The organism is Bacillus fonticola (genome assembly GCF_012955605.1).
GTDB lineage: Bacteria > Bacillota > Bacilli > Bacillales > JC228 > Bacillus_CG > Bacillus_CG fonticola.
Map to the genome: position 1 here is coordinate 1,558,753 of NZ_CP052135.1, position 24,108 is coordinate 1,582,860.

The following is a 24,108-nucleotide window of genomic DNA, read 5'->3' on the forward strand; positions in this document are numbered from 1 at the left end:
AGAGCGTTAATCCCGGGATAAGAGCGCTAATCCGGTTTTAAGAGCGTTAATCCTGGGATAAGAGCGCTAATCCGGTTTTAAGAGCGTTAATCCCGGGATAAGAGCGCTAATCCGGTTTTAAGAGCGCTAATCCCGGGATAAGAGCGTTAATCCAGTTTTAAGAGCGCTAATCCCGGGATAAGAGCGCTAATCCAGTTTTAAGAGCGTTATTCCCAGGATAAGAGCGTTAATCCTCCGGGACATCCAGAATTCCCAGCTTAAGCTACGGATTTCACGCTTTAGTCCATAAAAAAAGGCCACCTTTCTTCACTAAGGAAAAAAGGTGGCCTTTGTTTCTTAAGCGTTATGCAATTTGTTACGAAGAACCATTTGCAAAATACCGCCGTGACGGTAGTAGTCAATTTCTACTTCAGAGTCAAAACGGACGAGTACTTCAAATTCCTTCTTCACGCCGTTTCCAGCTGTAGCAGTTACTTTCACGATGTCACGTGGTTTGACGTCTTCACCGATCTCTACGTGTAACGCTTCTTCACCGGTAAGTCCGAGTGATTCGGCATTTTCTCCTTCTTTGAATTGAAGAGGGAGTACACCCATTAACACGAGGTTTGAGCGGTGAATACGCTCGTAGCTTTCCGCGATCACTGTTTTAATACCAAGGAGATTCGTTCCTTTAGCAGCCCAGTCACGAGAAGAGCCCATTCCGTAGTCTTTCCCTGCGAGTACAGCAAGCCCTGTACCAGCTTGTTGGTATTTCATACACGCATCATATATTGACATCACGTCGCCTGTTGGCCAGTGTGTTGTAAGCCCACCTTCTGTACCAGGTGCGATTTGGTTACGAATGCGAATGTTGGCAAACGTACCACGCATCATCACTTCGTGGTTACCACGACGAGATCCGTACGAGTTGAAGTCGCGAATCGCTACGTCATTGTCACGCAAGTATTTACCTGCTGGTGTATCTTTACCAATTGCCCCTGCTGGAGAGATATGGTCTGTCGTCACAGAGTCGCCAAATTTACCGACAACACGCAAATTAGTAAGAGGCTCAACGTCCTTAATGTCTTTTGTTAACCCTTCAAAGAACGGCGGGTTTTGAATATACGTAGAAGAGTCATCCCAGCTGTATAGTGGTTCACTGCTCGTCTGAATTTCGTTCCAACGCTCGTTATCGTCGAACACGCGCCCATACTCAGCACGGAACAATTCTGGTGTTACCGTGTTACGAACAACTTCTTGAATTTCATCTCTTGTCGGCCAAATGTCAGCAAAGAAGACATCATTCCCGTCCTTGTCTTTTCCGATTGGTTCGTTTTGAAGGTCAATATCAACAGTTCCAGCTAATGCGTACGCAACAACGAGTGGCGGAGAAGCCAAGTAGTTTGCCTTCACTAGTGGGTGGATTCGTCCTTCAAAGTTACGGTTTCCGCTTAGCACGCTAGAAACGAGCAAGTCAGAAGAAGAAATCGCTTCTTCAATCTCATCTGCAAGTGGACCAGAGTTACCGATACATGTCGTACAGCCGTAACCAACGAGGTTAAAACCAAGCTGCTCAAGGTGCGGAAGAAGTCCGGAGTCACGAAGGTACCCTGTTACAACCTTTGATCCTGGCGCGAGTGAAGTTTTCACGTACGCAGGAACTTCCATGCCTTTTTCCGCAGCTTTTTTCGCTACAAGTCCAGCACCCAGCATCACGTATGGGTTAGACGTATTTGTACAACTTGTGATCGCTGCAATCGCGATAGCACCCGTTTTCATCGTTGTCTCACGGCCATCTTGCAATGTCACGTCTACAGATTTTTCAATTTCTTCTTTTTCAAGACCGAATCCTTGGTTTCCAGACGGTGCAGTCAGTGCGTTAGTGAACGACTTTTGCATATTTGAAAGTGGGATCAAGTCTTGTGGACGTTTTGGTCCAGAAAGGTTTGCTTCGATTGCTGTTAAGTCAACGTCGACAACAGCTGTGTAATTCGGCTCTTCATCTGGTGAGAAGAAGAGGTTATTTTCTTTACAGTAAGTTGCTACAAGGGCAATTTGTTCTTCGTCACGCCCTGTAAGACGCATGTAATTCAATGCTTCATCGTCTACTGGGAAGAAGCCACACGTTGCTCCGTATTCAGGCGCCATGTTGGCAATTGTCGCACGGTCTGCAAGCGGTAAATTCGGTACACCAGGTCCAAAGAACTCAACAAACTTTCCAACAACACCTTTTTGACGAAGTACTTGTGTTACCTTTAATGCTAAATCTGTTGCCGTTGCTCCGTTTGGAAGTTCACCAGTAAGGCGAACCCCGACTACTTCAGGAACGGGGAAGTAGGAAGGTTGTCCGAGCATTCCTGCCTCCGCTTCGATACCACCTACACCCCAACCAAGAACACCGATTCCGTTGATCATCGTTGTATGAGAATCTGTACCAACGAGTGTATCTGGGTAAGCAACTATTTCACCGTTTGCATCTTCAACAGCGTGTACGACATTCGCCAAGTACTCTAAGTTTACTTGGTGAACAATTCCTGTTGCTGGTGGAACCGCACGATAGTTGTCAAACGCTTTTTTCGCCCAGCTCAAGAACTGGTAACGTTCAGCATTTCGTTGGAACTCAAGGTCCATATTCACTTGCAAAGCGTCTGCAGTTCCCGCTTTGTCCACTTGAACAGAGTGGTCAATAACCAAATCTACTGGAATTTCTGGGTTGATTTGATCAGGGTCTCCACCCATATCTGCCATTGCTTTACGAAGTGATGCTAGGTCAACCACCGCAGGAACCCCTGTGAAGTCCTGTAAAATAACGCGTGATGGTTTAAATGGAACGTCCAAGTCTTTTTGTTCACTAGTGCCCCATTTTGCTAAATTTTCAACATGCTCTTTTGTAATGACACGGCCGTCTACTTGACGGAGTACGCTTTCTAGTAGTACCCGAATAGAGTACGGTAGCTTTGAAATGTTCGCAACGCCTGCTTTTTCTAACTGAGAGAGCGCATAGTAATAATAATTCTTGCCCCCGAGTTCAAAAGAAGTCCGTGCGTTCCATGCATCATGAGTTGCCATTTTATTTCCCCCTCTTTGACAGTCTCTACATTGGTTCAAACTGAATGCATTTTCCACAGTTCCTATCGTAATACAACCTGTATGATAAGTAAATAACGAGAAAGTTATCGTTTTCCATAAGGTGTGCTTATCGAATGGGAGTCATTGCTTGTTTATCCGTTAAATGCGACGGGTTGTCCATCAAATGCGAGATTTAGTCGATCATACATCATGGTTCGTCCACCAATTTAGTGTCTTTACCCAAATGCTATGATTTGTCCATCAAGAATCTTATCCGTCAAACATCGCCAGTTGGAAAATCGTAACGAACGTATCGTTGTGCAAATTGAGACATACTAGCACAAGGAGGTGATGGTCACATGTCAAAACGGAAAGCCAACCACGTACGCCCTGGAGCCAATGCTGCGAAAGCTCAAGGGAAAGGCGCAGGATATAATGAAGAGTTAGCCAATGAACCTCTAACAACACAAGAACGCATGTTCAATAAAAAACGAAAAACAAACCAGTAACCATAACAAAGGACTCGCTCAGTCTTAGGCGAGTCCTTTCCAACTTTCTACTATTCAAACTCCGCTTGTTGAATGAGCTTTTGTAAATCACTTTGCATCTGTTGAAGTTGTTCTTTTTGGTGCTCAGAAGCAACTCCTAGTGCATTGTTAATTTGTTGGTGCGCCTCCATAACCTCTTCTTTCAAATGGGCTAGTTGGTGGCCGTAACTGGAGCTATCCCGTAAAATATCGGTTGCCGCATCTACCGCTTCTTTCGTTCCTTTTTGTGCGTGTTGGAACGCTTCCTGTTTGTCCATATGATACGCCATCAAAAGCATCCTCCCTTCATTAATCTGCCAGTAGCTTCTGCACTATAAGGGCAAAATATGTAACACATACACTCTAAGCACTAAGAGCACGTTAAAAATGAGGAGGGATGATACCCATGAACAAAAATGACGGAAAAGACATACGTAAAAACCAACCAAAAGACGCTCAGCCAGGACAACCCGAACCATTAAGCGGCTCCCATAAAGTGAAAATCCATCAACAGAAACGACAAAAACACAACAGTCACCACGACATGTAGAAAAGTTCCAAGTGTATGTTTTCCCGCCCGAGGCTATACAGTGAAAAGCGGAAGGCTGACCTAAATAAGTCGGTCAGCCTCCCTGCTTATATTCCTTGCTTATAACAGTAGCAATCCTAACGAAATTACGATGCCACTACCCATTAAAATGACGACACAATACCCCATAATATCCTTTGCGCGTAACCCCGCTATCGCTAAAGCTGGCAACGCCCAAAAAGGTTGAATCATATTTGTCCACGCGTCACCCCAAGCCACAGCCATGGACGTTTTAGCGACATCTGCGTTCATTTGCAAAGCTGCCTCAAGCATAATAGGGGCTTGCACAGCCCACTGTCCTCCACCAGAAGGAACGAAAAAGTTCACAATACCCGCTGAAAAAAAAGCGAACATATAAAATGTCGTTTCGTTTGAAATAGATACAAACACTTCAGACAGCCATACAGCTAAACCAGAAGACGTCATGATCCCCATGATACCAGCATAGAAAGGAAACTGAACGATAATGCCACCTGCTCCTTTCACCGCTTCTTGTACGGAATGCAAAAACGACATCGGTCTAAAGTGTAGCAGTAGACCTAAAATAAGGAACAAAAAGTTTACAATATTTAAGTTTAGTGAGCCGTCGTCCACAAAATAAATGGATAAATAAATGAGCCCCAGTGCTCCTGCAATGATTGAGAGCCATGGACTCCATTCCAGCCGTTCTGCTGGTGTTCTTTTGCTAAGCTCACTCGGACTAGGAGCTGATGAAGAGGTTAACTTAGCAGTGTCTACAATGACACGATCCTTTTCTTTCGGAAGCATCCAAACATTTAAAAGGGGAATTAAAAAGAATAAAACTGCCAAGATAATTAGATTGTATGAGGCAAAAATCGTCTCACTAGTTGGAATCAACCCGATCAGATTTTCAGCAAAGTGCCCTTCCGTAGCAATTGTCAACGGGATGGATCCAGAAAAACCTGCATGCCAAATCACAAAACCACTGTAAGCACTGGCGATGAGTAGTGGATAGTCTACTTTAGGCACACGCTTCGCTAACTCTTTAGCAAATAAGGCCCCGATCACTAGCCCGAAACCCCAGTTTACCCAGCTAGCAACTAAAGATACGATCGTGACGAGCAAAATAGCAGAAGGAGCTGACTTACTCCATGAAGCCATCTTACCAAGTCCCTTTTTAACAAGTGGTGTACTCGCCAACACAAACCCAGTCACGAGTACGAGCACCATTTGCATACCGAATGCCAATAGACTCCAAAAACCATCTCCCCAATATTGAACAATTTCTAAAGGAGAAGACGGTGTCACGAGTAAAGCCCCTATAAATACAACAAACGTTAAGATTAGTACAAACACAAATGGATCCGGCAAATAACGCTGCATCAACACATTCGAAAAAGCTGTCAAACGTCTCAACCTATCTCCCTCCTACTAAAGAAAACGCCTTCATTCCACTTTATGCACGCCCCCACCTGAACATGTACAAAACTCGGAACTGGTACGACCCGAATTTTGTCGAAGTCAACAGATACCTAGAGCATCCCAGGTTTGTAAAATCTAAAACAAAAAGGCTGTTTTCATATTCTTTGTTGTTTTTACTAAACAGTTAACCCATGATGCGGCGTAATGAAGAAACTGCTAGAATACCGCTGCGGAAATACACTTCGCTTTCCCACAGGAGTCTACGTGTATTTCCTCCGCTAGTATTGAGCTTAATATTTGAATCAATTTCATAAATCACTATCTTAAAAAACAATGAGTAGCAGAATAGTAGTTGCTTTAAATTTTTGATTTTTAGCCGTTGAACTGGGATGTTGATTTCCGCTACAGGCGGACGCTTTCCGCGGGCGGGCCGTGAGCCTCCTCGTCGCTCCGCTCCTGTGGGATCTCACCTGGCCACGCTTTTCCCGCAGGAGTCGCCGCCTTTCGCTCCAATCAACGGTTTAGAAATTAAGATTGAGCATGAACACAGCCTATAGATGCATCTAGTTGAGCTTTGATCATCTTTTCTAAGAGGGGAAGAGTGGCTTCTTTTTCAGCTTGTTCAACTAGCCACTGCTCACGTTCTGCTTTCAGTTTGCGTCCGCATTTTTTAGGTTCAGTTTTGGGCTTTTCTTCTTTTGGCGGTGCCTGATCACGGGCTTCAAAAGTATGGGTGCCTCTTTGTTTCTGAAAAATTCAAGTACCCATTGAACGGCATCTGGAGTGTACAATACAAACTTTTCAGAAGGTTGAGGTAATAAGTTCAATACTAGTAAGGAAATACACATGGAATCCTTGAAAATGCACTCAGCATTTTCTTTGTGCAATGTAAGTTCAAAACCAGCGAAATGTATTTCCCGGAGCGATATTTAGCAATATTAATTTGCATTACGTCGTATCATACAGCTGTTGTGCAATAAAACTGCTCAAATAAAGCAAAACCTTTTAGAAAACAGCCAACAAAAAAAAGGACCACTTACGCATAAAATCGTAAGAGATCCGTTGTCTATTACTTATTTTCTTAAACTTCGAGCAAAGCTTCTAAAAGCAATACTTCCTCATCCTTGGAAATGGTACGGAAGTCAAAAAGTAAACGATCTTGATAGACCCTTCCGATCACTGGGAGAGCCCTTTTGCGCAAAGCAGTTACCCATGAGTTTACGTCAGAAACAGCAAGAGCTAACGCATAAGAAGGTAATTCAACGTCTGGCATGGTTCCCCCTCCGACGCGACTCGTACATGCTTCTGCTGTGACATTGAAGCCCAATTGTGGTGCCTTATGGAGTAAACGATCTGCAAATGCTTCCACTCTTTTTTGCAATTCAGCCTGCGTTGCCAAGAGCATTTGATGTGTAGGAATATGAAGCTGGTCGTTTTCGTCACTCGCCCAAAGTCGCAACGTAGCTTCAGTAGCGGCAAGTGTTAATTTGTCCACCCGAAGCACGCGGGCAAGTTGGTGACGCTTCAGCTGATCAATGTACTCCCTTTTCCCGACAATAAAACCAGCTTGTACGCCACCTAAAAGCTTGTCCCCGCTAAAAGAAACGAGATCACAGCCCGCTTTAACCGCTTCAGCTACTGTAGGTTCATCGCCTATGCCGTGTGCCCGGTAATCGTACAACACGCCACTGCCCACATCTTCGTACACCAAAACATGTGGAGTATCTCTTTTACACTGAACAAGTTCATCTACGGAAACGGATTTCGTAAACCCGATTGTTTTAAAGTTACTTGTATGTACTTTCATGAGCATAGCGGTTTCTTCTCGTATTACCTCTGCATAGTCCTTCACATGCGTACGATTGGTCGTGCCAACTTCACGCAACAAGGCTCCACTTTCTTCCATAATGGAAGACACCCGAAAACTGCCACCGATTTCCACAAGCTCACCGCGCGAAACAACCACCTCCTTCCCTTTAGCGAAGCAGTTCAACACGAAATACACACTCGCCGCATTGTTGTTGACAACTAAAGCGGCCTCCGCACCGGTTAGCGAGCAAAGAAGCTTTTCTACATGCTGAGTTCGACTACCTCGCTCCCCTTTGTCTACATCGTATTCAAGGTTTGAGTAGGAGGTCGCTATGTGTGTGACATGGTCCATCACGTGTTCACTTAATCGAGCGCGACCAAAATTAGTATGGAGAACCGTTCCCGTCCCGTTCACTACACGATAAAGCGTTGTCGGGGTTTGTTCACTAGCTTGCTGTAACACCAGCTGATAAAGCTCGTCAATAAATTGTCGTGGGTCTGTGGAAGGAAGAGCCCCTTCCCACACATCCTGTAACAACTGTGCACGAACTTGATCTACACAATTTTTGAGTAATTGCTTCGCCTCTGTATACGTTCGATGCTGCTGTAAGCTTCCGAAAGAAGGATGCTCCAACAACTCATGCATAGGTGGAATAGAACGAACTTCAACTTTCAACTGAGACACCCTCTCGTCCATTCATTTCCTTCAGTATAACGAAAAAAGCAGCAGGTATGAAATAATCATACCTGCTGCTGAACATTTTACTTTTGTAGTTTCAATTTATCCAAAATAAGTTGATGCTCTGGAAATTTTCCTACCTCGAGTTTTGAGTAAATCTTCTCGTCATTAACCATGATTTCAAACGCCCCACCTGAACTTGGAACCAACTTCATTTCTGTTACACCAGAACGATACTCGTTAAAAATACTTTCCGCTAGACCAGCGGCTTTAGGAGCATAGTTTCACTGCATGCAAAATTCGATTGAGATTTTCATAAAAACTTCCTCTCTTTAAAGATTACACAAATAGTGTAGTACAAACGAAAAATGAATACAAAAGAAAGGGACGATCAGAACACCTATCCATCCTAAGGAAAAGTAATGCCTTGTACAAGGAGGAAGCCGCGCGATCACCTAGAGATTCACTTCTTCCTTCCACGTTCGTTCTCCATCTTTCCTCGCAGTGTACCCTAAGCTGTCCAATTTCTCCAAAAACGGAACAAGATATTTACGCGAGATCTGCAAGACGCTCTTCGCATCTTGTAACGTAAACGTAGGTCCCGTTTGCTCTTGAAGCAACTGAATACTCTTTGTCACCACGTCATGATGAACGACTACATCGTCAGCTAGAAAAAGCAGTTCTCTCTCTTGTAAAAATGATTGTAGTTCGAGTTGAAGCGCGGCTGGGATCGACTGTGTCGCAAGATGTTGTGACCACGGTGACGTATTCCACCCCTCGCTTTTAATGGCTTGAACGACATGGGCAACGCGTTTTTCCCATTGCTTCGGTACATGCGGAATAAACGTTTGTAAAGAGACAATCGCTCCTTCTTTTCGTAACTTATCTTCCTGTTGCAAAGAGATAGTGATCGCCTTGGCAAGCTCAACATTGAACTGGCGCGTGGTAGTTTGAATGAATTCCGCATAGTCAGCCCCTTGTAGAAGCGGGTGGGCTTCATGAAAATGAAGAAGCCAGTCCAATACAAACTCCCTTGCCCTTCGAACAGTGAGGTCACTTGCATAAAGATCGTTACCTAAAGATACAAGAACACCATCCGTAACCGCGACCTCCCACTCTTTCTCTGTTACACCAGTTGCCTCAACGAGCTCTTTTTTAGAAAATGTGTGCCTATGTTCAGCCTGCTCAAGCAAGCGTTCGTTCGGCGTCCCTTTTGCCTTTGTTTTTAGCATCGACACAGTTTCGTCGCCGAAGCGGTACCGACCTCCGTAAGGGTCTATAACAAATCCCCCGCCAATCGTTTCAACTGGGGAAGGTCTTCGAATGATAAATCGATCGTTCCTTTTGGCAACAACAGCCCCATCTAATCGCAATTGCGCATAACAAATACCTGCATCTTGACCTTCTTCCCATCCATTTCGATCAAAAAACACGAGGGTTCCTCTCTGCTCATGGGTTCCAATATGTAAAGTAACAGGCATTCGTTGCTTCACAGGGTGCTGTAAATTGGGTAGCAAGGTCAATTCTACATCTAAGATTGTGCTCGTATCTAAATCTTCCTCTACTAATACGTGTCCTCTGGATGTAGCTTCTTTCGTTACATTTGGTACATTTACAGCCGCTCGTTGGCCAGCAAATACTCTTTCCACACTCTTTCCATGAACTTGTAATTGGCGCACCTTCACTCGCTCATGTTGTGGTAAGAGAAACACGGTATCTTGAGGAGCTAGCGTCCCTTCCAAAATGGTTCCGCGGACAATCGTTCCTTGCCCCTTCATCGAGAAAGATTGGTCAATCGCCATCCGGAATGCTCCTACGGTTTGAGTACGTGCAGGAACGTCAGCAAGTAGCGCAAACATCGCTTCTCGGCAGGCATCCACACCTTTTCCAGACAAACTATCCACGAACACACTAGGCGCATCAGCAAACGGGGTTCCTTGAAGCGCTTCTTGGACATCTTCCTTGGCAAGTTCTAGTAGTTCTTCTTCCACACGATCGCACTTAGTGAATACAATAAGCCCTTTGTCCACCCCAAGTAACGAGAGGATGTCGACGTGCTCTTTAGTTTGTGGCATGACGCCCTCATCAGCAGCTACAACTAAACAAATGGCATCCACACTTGCCACTCCAGCAATCATTTGTCGAATAAACCGTTCGTGTCCAGGTACATCGATTAGGGAAACGTGCAAGTTCTCGTCTTCATATAAAAGAGCAAAGCCAGGCTCGATAGAAATTTTCCGTTCCTTCTCTTCTTTAAGCCTATCTGTATCAATATTGGTCAACGCTCTCGTTAGCGTTGTCTTGCCGTGATCTATGTGACCCGCCATACCGATCGTATAATATGATTTCAAAATCCTTCACTTCCTTCTCATCTCCGCCAGTGCCAATTCCCTTGCTCCCTTAGCCCCTAAAAACATCCCTTGCTCAACTTGTTGGAAAGACAAACCAGTCATCTCTTCAAACGATTTTATTCTCTCTACAAGGGGAGCTATGTAAGAGAAAGCGCCTCCAGATAAATACACTCGTTTGGTCGGAATTTTCTCAGCTAATTGCTGTGACAAGAGGACGAATACCTCTGCCACAGATTGCACAGTACTGGCCAGCATATCGGAGGGGCGACTACTTTCAGATGCCTTGGCGAATTGGCTTGCCGTAAGATCTCCCATAACAGGAGAACTTTCTGTATAAATATCTTTCACAAGGAGATCAACTTGCAGTCGGTCTCCATCTTGAATTTTAGTGTAGAGATCCTTCTCGTCAAAGGAGTTACCATACAAAAACCGTGCCAAGCCAAGTATCATCCCCCCACCCATCGCACTGCCGAGCACGCGTTCACCTTTTTCTTTCTCACGGAATACGAAAAAAGAAGAGCCAGTTCCACTATGAAGAAGTAATGCGGCTTCCTCACGATTCTGTGCACGGAACCCCGCTTCAATGGCGTCGAATTCAGAAAAGATACGTATTTGCGCAGGCGGCAACTTATCAAAAAGTGAATGAGCACCCCCTCCAGTGAGAGCAATGCGGGACTGCGGATAAGCACTATGTAACCATTGAAGAAGCGAGTGTGACTTCTCTGCAGGATAAGACTTTAAACGAAGCTGATTCCCCTCTTCATAGGCAATCTTTACATTAGAAGCGCCACAATCCATCCCAATCCACATGAAATTCACCCCTTCTTCCATATCTCGGACTTTTTCAGCTGAGTCGTATGCCGTTAAAAAGACGGTGCTAGTCCCACTATCTTTGTTCAGCGAACTTTCTTTCAATCATTTGGTCTTTATGAACGAAATCTACTGTACTTCCTTGTGGGGTGCTTGTCACTTCAAGTGTTAAATCAACACGATTTTTCAGCTCTGGGACGTGTGAAATAACGCCAACAAGGCGACCGCTTGCTTGCAAATCAAACAAAGTTTCCAATGCCTGATCTAACGATTCTGGGTCTAATGTACCGAATCCTTCATCGATAAACATCGTTTCTAGCGAGACCCCACCTGCGTACGATTGTACAACGTCAGATAAGCCAAGTGCCAACGCTAACGAAGCCTTAAAGCTTTCCCCACCAGACAAGGTCTTTACGTGACGAGTTCGCCCTGTGTACTGGTCATCTACCAACAGTTCTAATCCGCTTTGGGCAGTGCCTTTCGCTCTGTCGCTATTCCTAAGTAACCGGTATCTACCATTCGTCATAAGTAGTAAGCGTTCGTTAGAAGCGTGCAGCACACCTTCAAACATTGCTGCAAGTACGTATCGTTCAAAGCTAATTTTCTTCGCATTTTGTCCTCGTGCCATATCCGCTAAGTGACCAATTCTTCGATACTGTTGCTCCCATTTTGTCACTTCTGCTTCAATGCGCTCAAGCTCTTTTGCGTGCTTTGCATTTTCTTGAAGAAGGAAGCGATACTGTGTCAGTTGTTTTTCGATTTGTTTCCATTCTGTTCTACACTTTTCGACCGATTCACTAGCTACAGCGACTTCTGGTGCGTCATCTTTTGAAATTTCGTCGTTCAGAGCTGCTACTCGTTGTTGCCAATGTGTCACATTTTCTTCATATTCTTTTATAACATGTTCTAGTTCAGGTATGCGATGCACGAGTTTTTTTGCTGCCAAGTACGCTTCGTCTGAAGAGAATCCGGCAGTGTTTCTTTTGTCCTTCCAAGCCAGATCTTCTGTAACAAACTCTTGCTCAGCTTCCTCAGCCCACTTTCGTTGTGCATCTACTTGAGTAGCTATCTTTTCTAAAGAGGCCTTTTCTTTTTCAAAATGCTCAGTTGCTTGTTTATATGCTTCAAAAAGTGATTTTTCCTCGGCTAGGCATGACTTATACTGCTTCTCCCATCCTGCTAACGTGTTCACACCGTCTGGAAGCTGCTGCTTAAGCTGCATATGAACTGCCTCAGTGACAGACAACTCTTTTTCACATGACTCTAACCTGATTCGTTCTGCTTCGATGCTCGCTTCATTCTTGTCGTACTCTTCTTGAACAAATTGTAAGTTGTTCAAATTGATTTGTAAGGTTTCGATGGTTTGTTCGTCATTAGCTAGTTTCTTTCTCGCGGATTTGACTATTTTTCGAAGCCGGCGTAATTCCGTTTGCAATTCCTCTTCCACTACGTCAATTTCCATATCCATTCGTGCCTTTTCAAAGTGAGCTAAGTCAGTCTGTAAAATAGTTACCTCTCGCTCAGCCTCTTTGATTTCTTGTAGTACGGCTGTATGCTCTGCTTGAAGCAATTCTATTTCCTCTGACTGACTAGTTGTTTCTGCCGAGTGCACGGGGGCTGGGTGATGCAAGGAACCACAGACTGGACATGGCTTCCCGTCTTCCAATTGTATTCGTAGCTCGTACGCAGCTTCTTCTTGTTTTTCTTTAAGGAGCTGTTGCATTTTTCGACTACATTCTTTTTCGTGCTGTTGCAGTGATTGCAACTCTGTTGTAGCTATTTTTAACTTACGATCTGTTTCCTTTTGGCTTCTTTCAGCCTGGACCGCTTGTTCGTGAAGAGCTAAGCGTTCGCTTTGTTCGTGCAGGAATTCTTTGGAAGCAAATGTTTCTTCGCGTACGTGTTGCAATTGTTCTTGAAATACCCGTTTATTATCTATTTGTTGTTTAAGGTTAGAAATTTTTTCTGTGCTCAAGGCATATTGCTTGGCCACTTGCTCCTGCTCACTTTGCATACGTTGAAGGTTACTAGTGTGCTCTTGGTACTTTTCAACAGTAGTTTTCAAGTCTTCTAGTCTGTGCCTCTTTTGACGAGACGCTTCACGCACATGTTCGTTGGCCTGTTCTTGTTGAAATATTTTTTGAGCGGTAGAGTAAGAGGCTTCTACCTTCTCTTTTTTAGTTTGCAGCAGTTCTTTTTCTTGCTTTCGCTTCTCTGCAGTGGATTTAGCCTTTTGCCAACTCTCTTCATAAGGCAAAAGCTGCTGAGATCGTCCCGCCATCTGGAGAAACTGCTTTCGTTCTGCTTGTTCTTCCTTTTTATTTTGAAGTAATAGAAGGCGGTCGGATGCTTCTTGATATGCTTTCTTTTGCGTCTCGTGGTGCTTGGCACGCTGCAAAAGTTCTAATGATTGTTCAAGAGCTTTTCCTGCAGCGATTCCTGCTTCTTCTTTATCTGCAACTAACTGCTTTGTTTCTTCTAACCAACCTTCGTAAATTGATGTCCAGTTTTCCTGTTGGCCTTCCGCAAACCACTTAGCAAAACGATCTCCTTCGTTATACTGAAAGTGACCGAGAGCCCTTGTTTTTTTCTCTTCTGCGTTGCGTAGTTCTTCTTTTACTTGAGAAGACTGGCGAAATAACTCTTCTGAGAAATTTTTATATAGTTCTGTAGAAAACAATTTCTCTAGTATCGCTTCTTTTTCACGACTATCTGAAACGAGTAGCTTTTTAAATTCACCTTGTGGTAAGCAAAGAAGCTGCCTGAATTGATGTAACTGTAAACCGACCAGTTCACGAATTAATTCATCTACGTCTTTTACCATACTTCCAAGCAATGTTTCACGTCCCTCAACCAGTTCATAAAGGGTTGCCTTTGCCGGTTTTGTCGTGAAGCCATCACCTGTTTTCTTCGGAAGCTCTTGTTGGGGGGAACGAACAACTTTATATATTCGTTGACGCAATTGAAACGTAAAGGTCACTTCGGTAGGAAGTTCAATAGGTGCGTAATGGCTTCGTAATTCCATTCCAGAACGGTCGTCACTCGTTGCTTTTCCATAAAGCGCGAAACACATGGCATCAAAAATGGACGTTTTTCCTGCACCCGTTTTCCCGCTAATGACAAAAAATAAGCGATCCTTCAATTCTAAAAAGTCAACCGTTTGCTTGTTGCGATATGGGCCGAATGCTTGCATCGTTAATAAAAGGGGTCTCATTCGAGCTCACCTCCTGCTAAAATACGCTCAAACGTTTGTTTCACCAGTGACTCATCCTCTTTCTCATACTCGTCCTGAGACACCTCTTCGTAAAATTGCTGAAACAAGTCTACTGGTGACTTTGTTGCTTGATCGTATGCTGATAGGTGTACACTTCCTCCAGTTTGTTGAAGTGAAACCCGTTCCATTTGCAGTACATTTGGGTAGACGACCCGAATTTTTTGCATAGGATCAAGCAAAGCTCCTTTATCTGTCAGTTCAATCTTTAGAAAATCATCTGTAGGTTCGCTTTGGCCTGCTTGTAAAAGCTCGTCTAAACTCCCACGCAAAATACGTACATCCCGCTCCGGATGCAAAGGGCGAAATGAACGTTGCACATGTCCATCCTCTTCAATATCGATTAGCCACACACCTTTTGGCTGCTGTGCTTCTTGAAAAGAATATTTTAATAGACTACCAGAATAACCAATTCGCTCCGCACTAATCGCATACGGATGGTGTAGGTGTCCAAGCGCAGTATATGTAAATGGGGCAAATAAATCACTTCCTACATATTCAGCGCCGCCTAGAGCAAGCATTCGTTCTGATTCAGATGGTGTACCACCACGTATGAAGGCGTGTCCAACAAAGACGTGATGCTTGGCCTCATTCCAATAGTTCTTACGTATTTCCTCTATAATTTGTTCCATAGCTCCATGATGATCTAAAGGCTCTTCAGTTGAAAAAGCTTGGCGGACGACAGAAGGTTCCATGTAGGGGACGAGGTGAAAGGCCGTATTGTTTAGTATGACTGGCTGTGAAGGGAGTCCCGTTCCATTTAGATAAAGATGTTGGCTCCGGTACCAAGCTTCACCAAAAGATACTCGTTCGCGGCTATCATGGTTTCCTGTTATAGCCAGTAAGGGAATACCGCGCTCTAAATTAATCGCTTGGAACGTTTCATGAAGAAGATCGACAGCTTCCAGCGGCGGAATGGCTCGGTCGTACAAATCACCGGCAACGACGACAGCATCTGGTTGTTCGCAATCTATAATGTGTAGTAGCTGCTGCAATGCCATTTTTTGTTCCGCGATCATTGGGTAACCGTGTACGACCTTGCCAAGATGCCAGTCGGCTGTATGTAAAAATTTCATTTATCACTCACTCCTCGAACATTTGTTCTATTTTCAGTATATCCTATTTTATTTCATAAGTCTAGCTTCTCTATAAAAAAATCCGAACCACGCTAGCATCCTTATTGTAGCATGGTTCGGATTTAGATTTGTGTTTGTTAAACTACAATTGCCCTTTCATTTCCCTGATCGAGGCAATCACGACGTCTAGCTTTTTTTCCATACGATTAAGTAAATAAAAGCTAACAACGATGGGAAAGCCTACCTCTCCTACAAAAGGAACAAACGTTTCCACAAGCACTCTCCTTTCTGTTACACTGATTTTTTTGCTAGAAAAAGAGCCAGTGAGTGAACCACCCACCAGCCCTTTCTCCATTAGCCAACTGCTTGCTTTTACGACTGTAGTTCGTAATCTGTTACATTCCGTTCGATAAGACGCGCACCCCTCGCTTTAACGAAATAGCCTGCTGTGGAAAGGAATACATTTGCTTGAATGAGCTGATCCATAGATGCTTGGACAACAGCCATATCAACCGGTTCTTTCGGATCAGCAATACTCACACGAGAAACCTTTCCTAAATTTGTATCAAACTGCAATTCTAACGTTTTTGCCAAAAGTTCCACCTCCTCTCTCTTTCATTTTCGTTACGTTACGCGGATACGATGTCTGATGTGTCTGTGCGTTCCACGTCCATGAGTGGATACACAGATAATGCAGCCAACGCTTGAGCAACCGTGTACAGTTCTTCTGGTGTTGCTGTCGGACGAATGGTCGTGAACGATTTTGTCTTGTACTGTGGTTCGCCGTTTTCGTCTACGCCTTCTTCAAAGATCAGGGTTAGACGACTCGTCGCTAACACTTCTTCTACCATGTTATCGCCTCCTTTCATCCTCTATATAGAAAGTAAGATGAAAAAAAGACACCCGAAATTTTTCAGGTGTCTTCCGGTATGCGTAACAACAGCTGCGCGCGTTCATAAATACTGAACAAATCGTTCGCTTGGGCGGCAAGTGATTCTATTGTATAGTTCGCAGGAGGATGCAGACCTCACACTAAAGAACACGCAGTTGCTACTCTTTATACAACTATTTCTTCGACTAAATTGCCCCAATCCAACAGCTCTACATTAGTGTATGAAAATAAAAGGGGAAGGTTGTCCGTCACCCGTCTATACGCTTGGAAAAAATTTCTTTCTAAGGCTTAATGATCCCATGTTGTCTTCTAGCAAAATCAACAAAGCGAAATTTATCGAGTCTATGACGAGATTCTGTGTATTGAAACAGCGTCGCATCCTCTAAATGAACAAAATTTTGCACAACAACTACATGGGTAAATCCCTTTAAGTCGAGCAGTTCCCGATCTTCATCTGTCGCCTCTTCCACGATGATGATTTTTTTTGCGAAGCTGATTGTCAAGTCCAATTCCTTTTCAAGGTACTGATAGATTGACGACTCGCAAATTTCTTTCGTTAACTTTGGCACGAGGCTTGAACGGAAGTAATCTTTATCCAAAATGATACACTCACCTTGAATTTGCCTGGTACGGCATACTTTCCATACGTCTTCACCTTTAGGTAGTTTGAGTTCTTTTTGAATAGAAGGGGTAGGGGCTCCTAAACTTAGCTCAACCACTTTTGTACGAACATCTTCTCCGAGAGATTGTTGCAGCTCTTGAAAGCTGACTAAACCCGATACCGGAAAATTAAAACGCTCAACATCGAGTACGACAGATCCCTTTCCCTTCACTTTTTGAATTTTCCCCGTTTGAGCAAGCTCTTGCAACGCTTTGCGGATCGTTTCTCGTGAAGTCGAAAATTGTTCGGCTAAATCGTTTTCACTAGGCAAAATATCCCCTGACTTGTATCGACCTGAAGCGATGTGCTCAGATAAGGTCTGTGACACAAATTGGTACTTTTTCAAGACCTCTCCCCTCCCTAACAAAACTACGAACTAAAAACCGGCTTCTGTAACCGATAGACGACAGATTCATACGGCCGAATAGACAACTGTCCACTAAAGGAAGTTGTATCATGATAATTGGAAAGAATCAACTCGGAATGCTCCCACGATTGAAACAACTCTTTCGTATCAAACGTTGTTTCCTCTGAGTAAAAGTTGTTGACTACAACAAAGGTCTCATCGCCATCTGTACGCGTGTATACATAAAGCTGCGTGTTATCCTGTAAGTGCCAGCGGAAGGTTCCAGTTGTAATCGTTTCATACTTTTTTCGTAGTTGAATGAGCTTTCTGTAATGATGATAAATGGAATCTGGATCTTTTCGGGACGCTTCTACGTTAATTATATCGGCATTTTTAGCCACTGGAATCCAGGGTATTCCCGTCGTAAATCCACCGTTTTGTTCACTAGACCATTGCATCGGAGTACGAGAATTATCACGAGATTTGTGTTGTAGGATATGAAGAATCTCCTCTTCACTAACCCCTTTCTCCCTAAACTTCTCATACATATTAAGTGACTCTACATCACGGTACTGATCAATAGAGGTAAAGGAAGGATTCGTCATTCCGATCTCTTCCCCTTGGTAAATATAAGGAGTCCCTTGTAGCAAGTGAATGGCTGTTGCAAGCATTTTCGCACTTTCTTGATGGTATTTTCCATCGTTTCCGAAGCGCGACACGATGCGTGGCTGATCATGATTACACCAAAATGTTGCGTTCCAACCGCCACCCTCTTGCATGCCTATTTGCCACTCTGACAGAATTTGCTTTAGTTTGGCAAAGTCGAACGGTGCAACTGCCCACTTTTCACCGTTCGGATAATCTACTTTTAAATGATGGAAGTTAAACGTCATGGCAAGCTCATGGCTATCAGGGTGTGTGTATCGAACGCACTCCTTTAAAGTAGTCGAGCTCATTTCTCCAACGGTTAGTGCATCGTAGCGACTAAATACTTCATCGTTCATTTCTCGTAAATAGTCATGCACCCTGGGCCCGTCTGTATAAAACTTTCTCCCATCACCCGGTGCAGCACTGCCGTCATCATCCGGGAAACGCTGATCCTTGGAGATTAAGTTGATAACATCCAACCGAAAACCGTCAATTCCTTTAGCAAACCAAAAGTGCATCATTTCGTAAATTGCTTGCCTGACCTTTTCATTTTCCCAGTTCAAATCGGCCTGCGTCACGTCAAATAGATGTAAATAATATTCTTTTGTCTCTTCATCCCATTGCCACGCAGATCCACCGAATTTGGAAATCCAATTCGTTGGTTCCTCGCCATTCTCCTTTGCTTCTTTCCAAATGTAAAAGTCTCGATACGGACTCTCTTTGTTCACAGACGCCTGCTGAAACCACTCGTGTTCAGCGGACGTATGATTCACGACTAAATCCATAATAATTTTAATCCCACGGCTATGTGCAGCTGCCAGCAATTGTTCAAAGTCAGCCATCGTTCCGTACGGCTCGTGGATCGCTTTGTAATCTGAAATATCATAGCCGTTATCGTTTTGAGGAGAGGTATAGATCGGTGTAAGCCATATAACGTCTACACCAAGCTCCTCTAAATACGGAAGCTTTTCGATAATTCCATTTAAATCTCCAACACCGTTTCCGGTCGTGTCGTAAAAAGATTTCGGATAAATTTGATATACTACGGCTTTTTTCCACCACGGAAGTGTAGTTGGCATACGATTTCCTCCAGTCTAGATGTGAAAATACGAAAAGGAGCGCACACTGATACGCTCCCCGTTATATTGTCAAACTTATGCTTTGTTACGTTTTGCTAGTGTGATAATGGCTGATAAGACAAACGGCACGACGATAGCAATGACCATACCGATTGCAAATACACCCCAAAATTCTCGTTGAATGGAGATGATAGCGGGTAATCCCCCAACTCCAATTTTTCCGAGTACACCATAAGTTCCAAGAAGAATACCGCCAATGGCCGAACCGACAAGTGCACTGATGAACGCATACCGGTAGCGTAAGTTCACCCCGAACATCGCCGGTTCTGTAATGCCTAGATAAGCGGAAATGGCCGATGTAATCGACAATCCACGTAGCTTCTCATTATTTTTAGTAAAGAGACCTACCGCGAGCGCTGCGGAACCTTGGGCAATGTTGGATAAAGCAAGCATTGGCCATAAATAAGTACCACCCAACGGACCGCTACTTAGCTGCAAGTCAACAGCGAGGAACGTATGGTGCATCCCTGTAATCACGAGGACAGCGTACAATCCACCATACAGTAAACCACCGAGCCATGCTGCGTTATCAAAGATAGCGAGCACTCCGTCTGTCAACCATCCACCAATAATAAACGTAACAGGTCCAATTAGAATAAACGAAAGAAAACCAGTTACTAACAGCGCGACAGGTGCGACGACAAGCATTTTAATGGAGTCATGAACCCGTCTGTTTAAAAAGATTTCGATTTTGGCTAACACATAGGAGGCAACGAGAATCGGCAAAACTTGTGCTTGATAACCGACTTGCTGCACTTGGAGACCAAAAACATTCCAATAGGTGATGTCTCCGCTAGCTTGAGCACTTCCATACGCCCATGCATTCAGTAGTGATGGGTGGACAAGCATAGCTCCTAATACAATCCCGAGAAGTGGGCTGCCACCAAACCGCTTCATCGCAGACCACCCAATGAGCACCGGTAAAAACGTAAAGGCTGTATTGGCAATTAAGTTAATCATCTCGGCAATATCTGCCCATTGTTCATACACTTGCACGAGCGATTGGCCTTCAAAGAAAATATCTGGAGCTGTTAAAATATTGTTAATTCCCATTAATAAACCGGCTGTTACGATCGCGGGTAAAATGGGAATGAAAATGTCTGCTAACGTCTTTACAGCTCGTTGAAGCGGATTCATTTTATCTCCAGCTTCTTCTTTCACATCGTCTTTTGAAGATTCCTCAATTCCTGCAAGGGCTACCATTTCTTTGTATACGTCATTCACAGTCCCTTGTCCAATCACGACTTGAAATTGACCGCTCGTTGAAAAGGATCCTTTCACGACATCAATGGTCTCTAAAGTAGTCTGGTCTACTTTCGATTCATCCTTTAACGCAAAACGAAGCCGCGTCACACAGTGGGTCGCTTTAGCAATATTCTCTTTCCCACCGATCGCTTCGATTATTTGCTCAGCAGGTGCTGTATATTTCCCCATCGTACTATTCCCTCCTAAACTAGCGCACGCCACAAAATCTTCTCAGAGAAGGAAAACGTGTACATACATGTTGTGGATTAATTCTAAACCTGTACATACAGGTTTGTCAACGAGAATGTAAGCGGAATCAAACAAATTTCGACTACAGCTACTGTGTAATGAGATTCATTAAAAAAGCAACAATCTTTTAGAAAACAGCCTTATAAAAAAACATGAAGTTGTTGTGTTATCCTTTCCAAAGAAACGCAAAAAACGCATAAACCCGGAAGGATTTATACGTCTGTACTTTGAATTGAATAACTTGGCGGGACTGTGTGGGAATCGAACCCACCAGAGACGGCACGCGCCTCCCTAAGGTTTTGAAGACCCCGGCAAGCACCAGCTACACAACCAGCCCCAAAAGGAACGCTCATTCATTATAACGGAATCTTTTCTTGTCTACAAGCGTTTACCTCCGTTGAGTCATGAAGCCTTCCTCGGTATAATAGAGATGAGGTGAGCACGGTGCTAGAAGGTTGGTTTCTTTGGTTTATCCTAATTTGGATCGTTATTTTAATTTCCCTATTTTCAATCGGTGGATTTTTTATGTTTCGCAAATTTTTGAAACGACTTCCGAAAGAGGATGGAAAATCAATTTTGGACTGGGAAGAATATTATGTAGACAAAACGCGTCACATGTGGGATGACGAGCAAAAATCCCTTTTAGAAGAGCTCGTTAGTCCTGTACCGGAATTGTTTCGTGATGTGGCCAGACAAAAAATTGCGGGGAAAATTGGCGCACTTGCAATTGAAGAAAAGGCACAGAAGTTGTCGCTTTCTCTCATTATCCGGGGGTACATTGAGGCCACCCCGAAACGTGATCACAAGTTTTTGCGAAAAAAGTTATCTGAACTCGAAATTGATTCTAGTCCTTTCGAAGCACACTTTCAAAAAGGTCAATAAAAGGTAAGCATAGAACGGCGGGGGCTATCTTCAATCCGAGTAAGTAGCAGTAGGTTCTACAAACAAAAAAAACAACCCCTAAACGAGGTTGCGACCCAATTCAATAGCTCGGCGGGACAGGTCGAATCGTCTCCTGCTCGAGCTTTTTGAATTTTACATACATCGCGAGTCGCCACGGAACAATCATCCCAAAAGCAAGTAAGTAAAACATCCCACTTAAGGCAGCGACTTCAAAAGAAGAACTAAGTATCACCTTCAATAGTAAACGAACACCTACCAAACCTAGCAAAATCCATAAAAAGGCTTTCGATCTCTTTAAGTAAATATCATTTCCCCGTATTTCAAAGGTAGATGTTTTGATAAGAAATATGGAAAAAAGCATTCCCACCACAAACGCTTCCGCCGTTTCCATCCAGGTGACACGAAATGGCGGGAAAACAAACATAAGTGCACCGGTACTCATAAAAAACGGGGGCAATATAATTTTCTTTGCTGTCACCGGCCGATTCGACGCTCTCATACGGACAGCAAAAACAACAAGTGCCATGGCAACTGCCACAACAGAAGTAAATATAGCCATAAAAACCTTTCCTTTCTCTCTTCCCCTCATTATACAATGACTTTTAAAATCACACAAAGTCAAAAAAGGAGACAATTGTCACAAGGGGTCCCTAGTGTAGAGCAAACTACCTTTTACACTACACAAAAAAAGCGCGGCTCAACTAAGCACACGCTCAATAGCATCTAGAATTCGATGGCGCTCAAACGGTTTAGTCACAAAGTCCTTAGCACCCGCTTCAATGCATTGCATTACCACTTTTTTTTGCCCGAGGGCAGTGCACATTATCACTTTCGCACTTGGGTCCTCTTCAATGATTTGATGCATAGCTTCCAAACCATTTAGTACGGGCATCGTGATGTCCATTAACACTAGATCGGGCTGTAGAATGCGATAGTGCGTAATGGCATCTTGGCCATTCTCTGCCTCCCCAACGACGCGATGACCGTTTTGTTCTACGATCTCTTTTAACGTCATTCGCATAAACGTAGCATCGTCGACGATCAGAACGGTGGCCATGTTGATCTCCTCACTTCAATTCATTCTTTGGGAATAGTTCCTTTTGCTTATTTTTCATCTACTACGAATGTACCAGTGTTCTGACATTTGATCAAGGTTTAGTTCAGGGATTTTCAAGAAATTCAAACTTCCTCCTTAAAATCCAGTAAAACCACCCATAAAAGTTGTAAAGAAGGCGATAATATCCGTCATCAAATCAAAGAACAATAATATCCCCATAAGGATCATAACCCAACCGCCAAACTTCATAATTCTCTCCGAATACTTCATAAAGTTTTTCATTCTTCCAATAAAAAAGCTCATGATGAAAAAAGGAACACTGAACCCAAGAGAATACATAGATAAATACACAACACCTTGATCCGGGTCTGTAGCCGCCATGCTGAGAACGGCCCCTAGGATAGGACCTGTACAAGGCGTCCAACCCGCAGCAAAGGCAATCCCGATTAGAATGGAGCCGAAATAACCGGTTGGGCGATTTTTAAATTGAATGGTATGGCCTTTCATGAGGAATTTCGGCCGAAAAAAACCAATAACGACCAAACCAAAAAATACTAAAAAGATAGCTCCAAATTGTCTTATAGCGTCTTGGTAATCATAAAAGAATGAGCCGACAAAGCTTGTCGTAAAACCTAACGCAATAAAGACGACGGAGAATCCGATCAAAAAAAACACAGTATGTAGTATACTTCTTCTCTGTAGCATTACTTGCTCGTTGTTTACTTCTGATATGCTCATGCCTGTCACGTATGACAAGAATGCGGGATATAACGGTAAGCAGCAAGGAGAGATAAAACTTAAAAAACCAGCTGCAAACGCTAAGAATATTGTTACATCTTCCATCATTTCCTCCCCTTTCATACTATATGTTAGTGTACCACTCAACACGTTGAATACGAACCGATCTATTTCCGAACATGTGTCATTCTCATAACACTTGATGTGTCGTGTTTACAAGCAGTTCAATGTGGTAATGGTAGAATAAACGTCTCACTCATAGGGGGTCCTAAACACTCTATCGTTTCTACCATTTTCATAAAGTTTACGTTTTGTCAAAAAACGTTAACACTTTCCTTTGAATCCTTGTCTAAAATCGTTTATACTTACACATATATCCACGACATACAGTTACTAGAACAATTGACCCGAGTATACGGAATCTCCAAAAGAAAGGACTCTGTATCGTGTCGAAATATGAAATGCTTCGAAAAATCGAACAAAAAAGATCGGAATTGATACGTGTTGCTAGTCGTAACGGTCTCAATTCATCTCTTGCTATTCAGTATAGCCAAGAGCTTGACGCACTTCTCAACCAGTATGATCAACAGGATCTAAAAAAGGATCGGACCTTAAACGCATTCCAATCGATCTCGTCATCATAATGAGAATAAAATACGTTTGTTGCTCTATGAATCTTTTAGGAAC

General features: G+C 43.5%; 21 protein-coding genes, 1 tRNA gene and 2 pseudogenes. 4 read left to right on the top strand and 20 right to left on the bottom strand.

Annotated elements, in window-relative coordinates; genetic code table 11:
• Positions 1 to 336: 336 nt before the first annotated feature.
• Positions 337 to 3,048 (bottom strand): aconitate hydratase AcnA, encoded by a 2,712-nt coding sequence (gene acnA, locus HHK01_RS07695; protein ID WP_170007247.1) that lies wholly within the window; start codon positions 3,046 to 3,048, stop codon positions 337 to 339.
• A 359-nt stretch (positions 3,049 to 3,407) separates the two neighbouring features.
• Between acnA and sspO the strand changes: the two genes are divergently transcribed.
• Entirely contained in the window at positions 3,408 to 3,557 is a 150-nt protein-coding gene (sspO, locus tag HHK01_RS07700) for a small acid-soluble spore protein SspO (protein ID WP_170007248.1), read from the top strand.
• Between the two features lie 50 nt (positions 3,558 to 3,607).
• Here sspO and HHK01_RS07705 read toward each other — a convergent pair whose 3' ends face one another.
• Complete coding sequence (locus tag HHK01_RS07705; protein WP_170007249.1) at positions 3,608 to 3,865, bottom strand: hypothetical protein; 258 nt, start codon at positions 3,863 to 3,865, stop codon at positions 3,608 to 3,610.
• Positions 3,866 to 3,981: 116 nt separating this feature from the next.
• On the opposite strand from HHK01_RS07705, the gene HHK01_RS07710 reads away from it, so the two are divergent.
• The gene (locus tag HHK01_RS07710) at positions 3,982 to 4,125 is read left to right on the top strand and encodes a small acid-soluble spore protein P (protein ID WP_170007250.1); all 144 of its coding nucleotides are present in this window, start codon (positions 3,982 to 3,984) and stop codon (positions 4,123 to 4,125) included.
• Positions 4,126 to 4,224: 99 nt separating this feature from the next.
• Here HHK01_RS07710 and HHK01_RS07715 read toward each other — a convergent pair whose 3' ends face one another.
• From HHK01_RS07715 to HHK01_RS07785, 15 genes and pseudogenes are all read right to left on the bottom strand, one after another.
• Positions 4,225 to 5,541 carry a short-chain fatty acid transporter gene (locus HHK01_RS07715; RefSeq protein WP_170007251.1) on the bottom strand — a complete coding sequence of 439 codons (1,317 nt, stop codon included), beginning with the start codon at positions 5,539 to 5,541 and terminating at the stop codon, positions 4,225 to 4,227.
• A gap of 540 nt (positions 5,542 to 6,081) precedes the next feature.
• Positions 6,082 to 6,273: pseudogene (locus HHK01_RS07720) on the bottom strand (IS5/IS1182 family transposase); the annotation flags it as partial.
• Positions 6,274 to 6,628: 355 nt separating this feature from the next.
• Entirely contained in the window at positions 6,629 to 8,041 is a 1,413-nt protein-coding gene (gene selA, locus HHK01_RS07725; RefSeq protein WP_228027705.1) for an L-seryl-tRNA(Sec) selenium transferase, read from the bottom strand.
• A gap of 77 nt (positions 8,042 to 8,118) precedes the next feature.
• Positions 8,119 to 8,307 (bottom strand): annotated as a pseudogene (locus HHK01_RS07730) (SelT/SelW/SelH family protein); the annotation flags it as partial.
• Positions 8,308 to 8,490: 183 nt separating this feature from the next.
• Positions 8,491 to 10,386: a selenocysteine-specific translation elongation factor gene (selB, locus tag HHK01_RS07735; protein ID WP_170007253.1), complete on the bottom strand. Its 1,896-nt coding sequence runs from the start codon at positions 10,384 to 10,386 to the stop codon at positions 8,491 to 8,493.
• A gap of 6 nt (positions 10,387 to 10,392) precedes the next feature.
• Positions 10,393 to 11,301: an acetate and sugar kinases/Hsc70/actin family protein gene (locus HHK01_RS07740; RefSeq protein WP_228027706.1), complete on the bottom strand. Its 909-nt coding sequence runs from the start codon at positions 11,299 to 11,301 to the stop codon at positions 10,393 to 10,395.
• Positions 11,273 to 14,410, bottom strand: a complete 3,138-nt coding sequence (locus tag HHK01_RS07745) for an AAA family ATPase (protein WP_170007255.1) — start codon at positions 14,408 to 14,410, stop codon at positions 11,273 to 11,275. Before HHK01_RS07745 ends, HHK01_RS07740 begins: the two co-directional genes overlap by 29 nt.
• On the bottom strand, positions 14,407 to 15,543 hold the full coding sequence (locus HHK01_RS07750; RefSeq protein ID WP_170007256.1) for an exonuclease SbcCD subunit D: 1,137 nt from the start codon (positions 15,541 to 15,543) through the stop codon (positions 14,407 to 14,409). The genes HHK01_RS07745 and HHK01_RS07750 overlap by 4 nt, the downstream gene beginning before the upstream one ends.
• A 142-nt stretch (positions 15,544 to 15,685) precedes the next feature.
• Positions 15,686 to 15,898: a YvrJ family protein gene (locus tag HHK01_RS15825; protein ID WP_322619386.1), complete on the bottom strand. Its 213-nt coding sequence runs from the start codon at positions 15,896 to 15,898 to the stop codon at positions 15,686 to 15,688.
• Between the two features lie 17 nt (positions 15,899 to 15,915).
• Complete coding sequence (locus HHK01_RS07760) at positions 15,916 to 16,137, bottom strand: DUF2922 domain-containing protein (RefSeq protein ID WP_170007258.1); 222 nt, start codon at positions 16,135 to 16,137, stop codon at positions 15,916 to 15,918.
• A 35-nt stretch (positions 16,138 to 16,172) separates the two neighbouring features.
• The gene (locus HHK01_RS07765; protein WP_170007259.1) at positions 16,173 to 16,394 is read right to left on the bottom strand and encodes a DUF1659 domain-containing protein; all 222 of its coding nucleotides are present in this window, start codon (positions 16,392 to 16,394) and stop codon (positions 16,173 to 16,175) included.
• A 322-nt stretch (positions 16,395 to 16,716) separates the two neighbouring features.
• On the bottom strand, positions 16,717 to 17,442 hold the full coding sequence (treR, locus tag HHK01_RS07770; protein WP_170007260.1) for a trehalose operon repressor: 726 nt from the start codon (positions 17,440 to 17,442) through the stop codon (positions 16,717 to 16,719).
• Between the two features lie 23 nt (positions 17,443 to 17,465).
• Complete coding sequence (gene treC, locus HHK01_RS07775; protein ID WP_170007261.1) at positions 17,466 to 19,169, bottom strand: alpha,alpha-phosphotrehalase; 1,704 nt, start codon at positions 19,167 to 19,169, stop codon at positions 17,466 to 17,468.
• Between the two features lie 75 nt (positions 19,170 to 19,244).
• Positions 19,245 to 20,663 carry a PTS system trehalose-specific EIIBC component gene (gene treP / locus HHK01_RS07780; RefSeq protein WP_170007262.1) on the bottom strand — a complete coding sequence of 473 codons (1,419 nt, stop codon included), beginning with the start codon at positions 20,661 to 20,663 and terminating at the stop codon, positions 19,245 to 19,247.
• Between the two features lie 302 nt (positions 20,664 to 20,965).
• Positions 20,966 to 21,061 (bottom strand) — tRNA-Sec (locus tag HHK01_RS07785).
• A gap of 106 nt (positions 21,062 to 21,167) precedes the next feature.
• Between HHK01_RS07785 and HHK01_RS07790 the strand changes: the two genes are divergently transcribed.
• A complete protein-coding gene (locus HHK01_RS07790) occupies positions 21,168 to 21,605 on the top strand; it encodes a DUF2621 domain-containing protein (protein WP_170007263.1) in 438 nt (145 codons plus the stop codon).
• A gap of 100 nt (positions 21,606 to 21,705) precedes the next feature.
• Here HHK01_RS07790 and HHK01_RS07795 read toward each other — a convergent pair whose 3' ends face one another.
• The 3 genes from HHK01_RS07795 to HHK01_RS07805 all read right to left on the bottom strand — a co-directional run bounded on the left by HHK01_RS07795 (position 21,706) and on the right by HHK01_RS07805 (position 23,529).
• Positions 21,706 to 22,185: a CcdC family protein gene (locus HHK01_RS07795; protein ID WP_170007264.1), complete on the bottom strand. Its 480-nt coding sequence runs from the start codon at positions 22,183 to 22,185 to the stop codon at positions 21,706 to 21,708.
• Between the two features lie 138 nt (positions 22,186 to 22,323).
• Positions 22,324 to 22,683: a response regulator gene (locus HHK01_RS07800; RefSeq protein ID WP_170007265.1), complete on the bottom strand. Its 360-nt coding sequence runs from the start codon at positions 22,681 to 22,683 to the stop codon at positions 22,324 to 22,326.
• Positions 22,684 to 22,818: 135 nt separating this feature from the next.
• On the bottom strand, positions 22,819 to 23,529 hold the full coding sequence (locus tag HHK01_RS07805) for a cytochrome c biogenesis CcdA family protein (RefSeq protein ID WP_322619391.1): 711 nt from the start codon (positions 23,527 to 23,529) through the stop codon (positions 22,819 to 22,821).
• Positions 23,530 to 23,867: 338 nt separating this feature from the next.
• On the opposite strand from HHK01_RS07805, the gene HHK01_RS07810 reads away from it, so the two are divergent.
• Positions 23,868 to 24,065 carry an aspartyl-phosphate phosphatase Spo0E family protein gene (locus HHK01_RS07810; RefSeq protein ID WP_170007266.1) on the top strand — a complete coding sequence of 66 codons (198 nt, stop codon included), beginning with the start codon at positions 23,868 to 23,870 and terminating at the stop codon, positions 24,063 to 24,065.
• The last annotated feature ends 43 nt before the right edge of the window (positions 24,066 to 24,108 follow it).

What these genes read in the sequence shown, in the direction of transcription:
- acnA (WP_170007247.1), bottom strand. Translation starts at nt 3,048, where the DNA reads ATGGCAACTCATGATGCATGGAACGCACGGACTTCTTTTGAACTCGGG.
- sspO (WP_170007248.1), top strand. Translation starts at nt 3,408, where the DNA reads ATGTCAAAACGGAAAGCCAACCACGTACGCCCTGGAGCCAATGCTGCG.
- HHK01_RS07705 (WP_170007249.1), bottom strand. Translation starts at nt 3,865, where the DNA reads ATGGCGTATCATATGGACAAACAGGAAGCGTTCCAACACGCACAAAAA.
- HHK01_RS07710 (WP_170007250.1), top strand. Translation starts at nt 3,982, where the DNA reads ATGAACAAAAATGACGGAAAAGACATACGTAAAAACCAACCAAAAGAC.
- HHK01_RS07745 (WP_170007255.1), bottom strand. Translation starts at nt 14,410, where the DNA reads ATGAGACCCCTTTTATTAACGATGCAAGCATTCGGCCCATATCGCAAC.
- HHK01_RS07750 (WP_170007256.1), bottom strand. Translation starts at nt 15,543, where the DNA reads ATGAAATTTTTACATACAGCCGACTGGCATCTTGGCAAGGTCGTACAC.
- HHK01_RS15825 (WP_322619386.1), bottom strand. Translation starts at nt 15,898, where the DNA reads ATGGAGAAAGGGCTGGTGGGTGGTTCACTCACTGGCTCTTTTTCTAGC.
- HHK01_RS07765 (WP_170007259.1), bottom strand. Translation starts at nt 16,394, where the DNA reads ATGGTAGAAGAAGTGTTAGCGACGAGTCGTCTAACCCTGATCTTTGAA.
- treC (WP_170007261.1), bottom strand. Translation starts at nt 19,169, where the DNA reads ATGCCAACTACACTTCCGTGGTGGAAAAAAGCCGTAGTATATCAAATT.
- treP (WP_170007262.1), bottom strand. Translation starts at nt 20,663, where the DNA reads ATGGGGAAATATACAGCACCTGCTGAGCAAATAATCGAAGCGATCGGT.
- HHK01_RS07795 (WP_170007264.1), bottom strand. Translation starts at nt 22,185, where the DNA reads ATGGCTATATTTACTTCTGTTGTGGCAGTTGCCATGGCACTTGTTGTT.
- HHK01_RS07800 (WP_170007265.1), bottom strand. Translation starts at nt 22,683, where the DNA reads ATGGCCACCGTTCTGATCGTCGACGATGCTACGTTTATGCGAATGACG.
- HHK01_RS07805 (WP_322619391.1), bottom strand. Translation starts at nt 23,529, where the DNA reads ATGATGGAAGATGTAACAATATTCTTAGCGTTTGCAGCTGGTTTTTTA.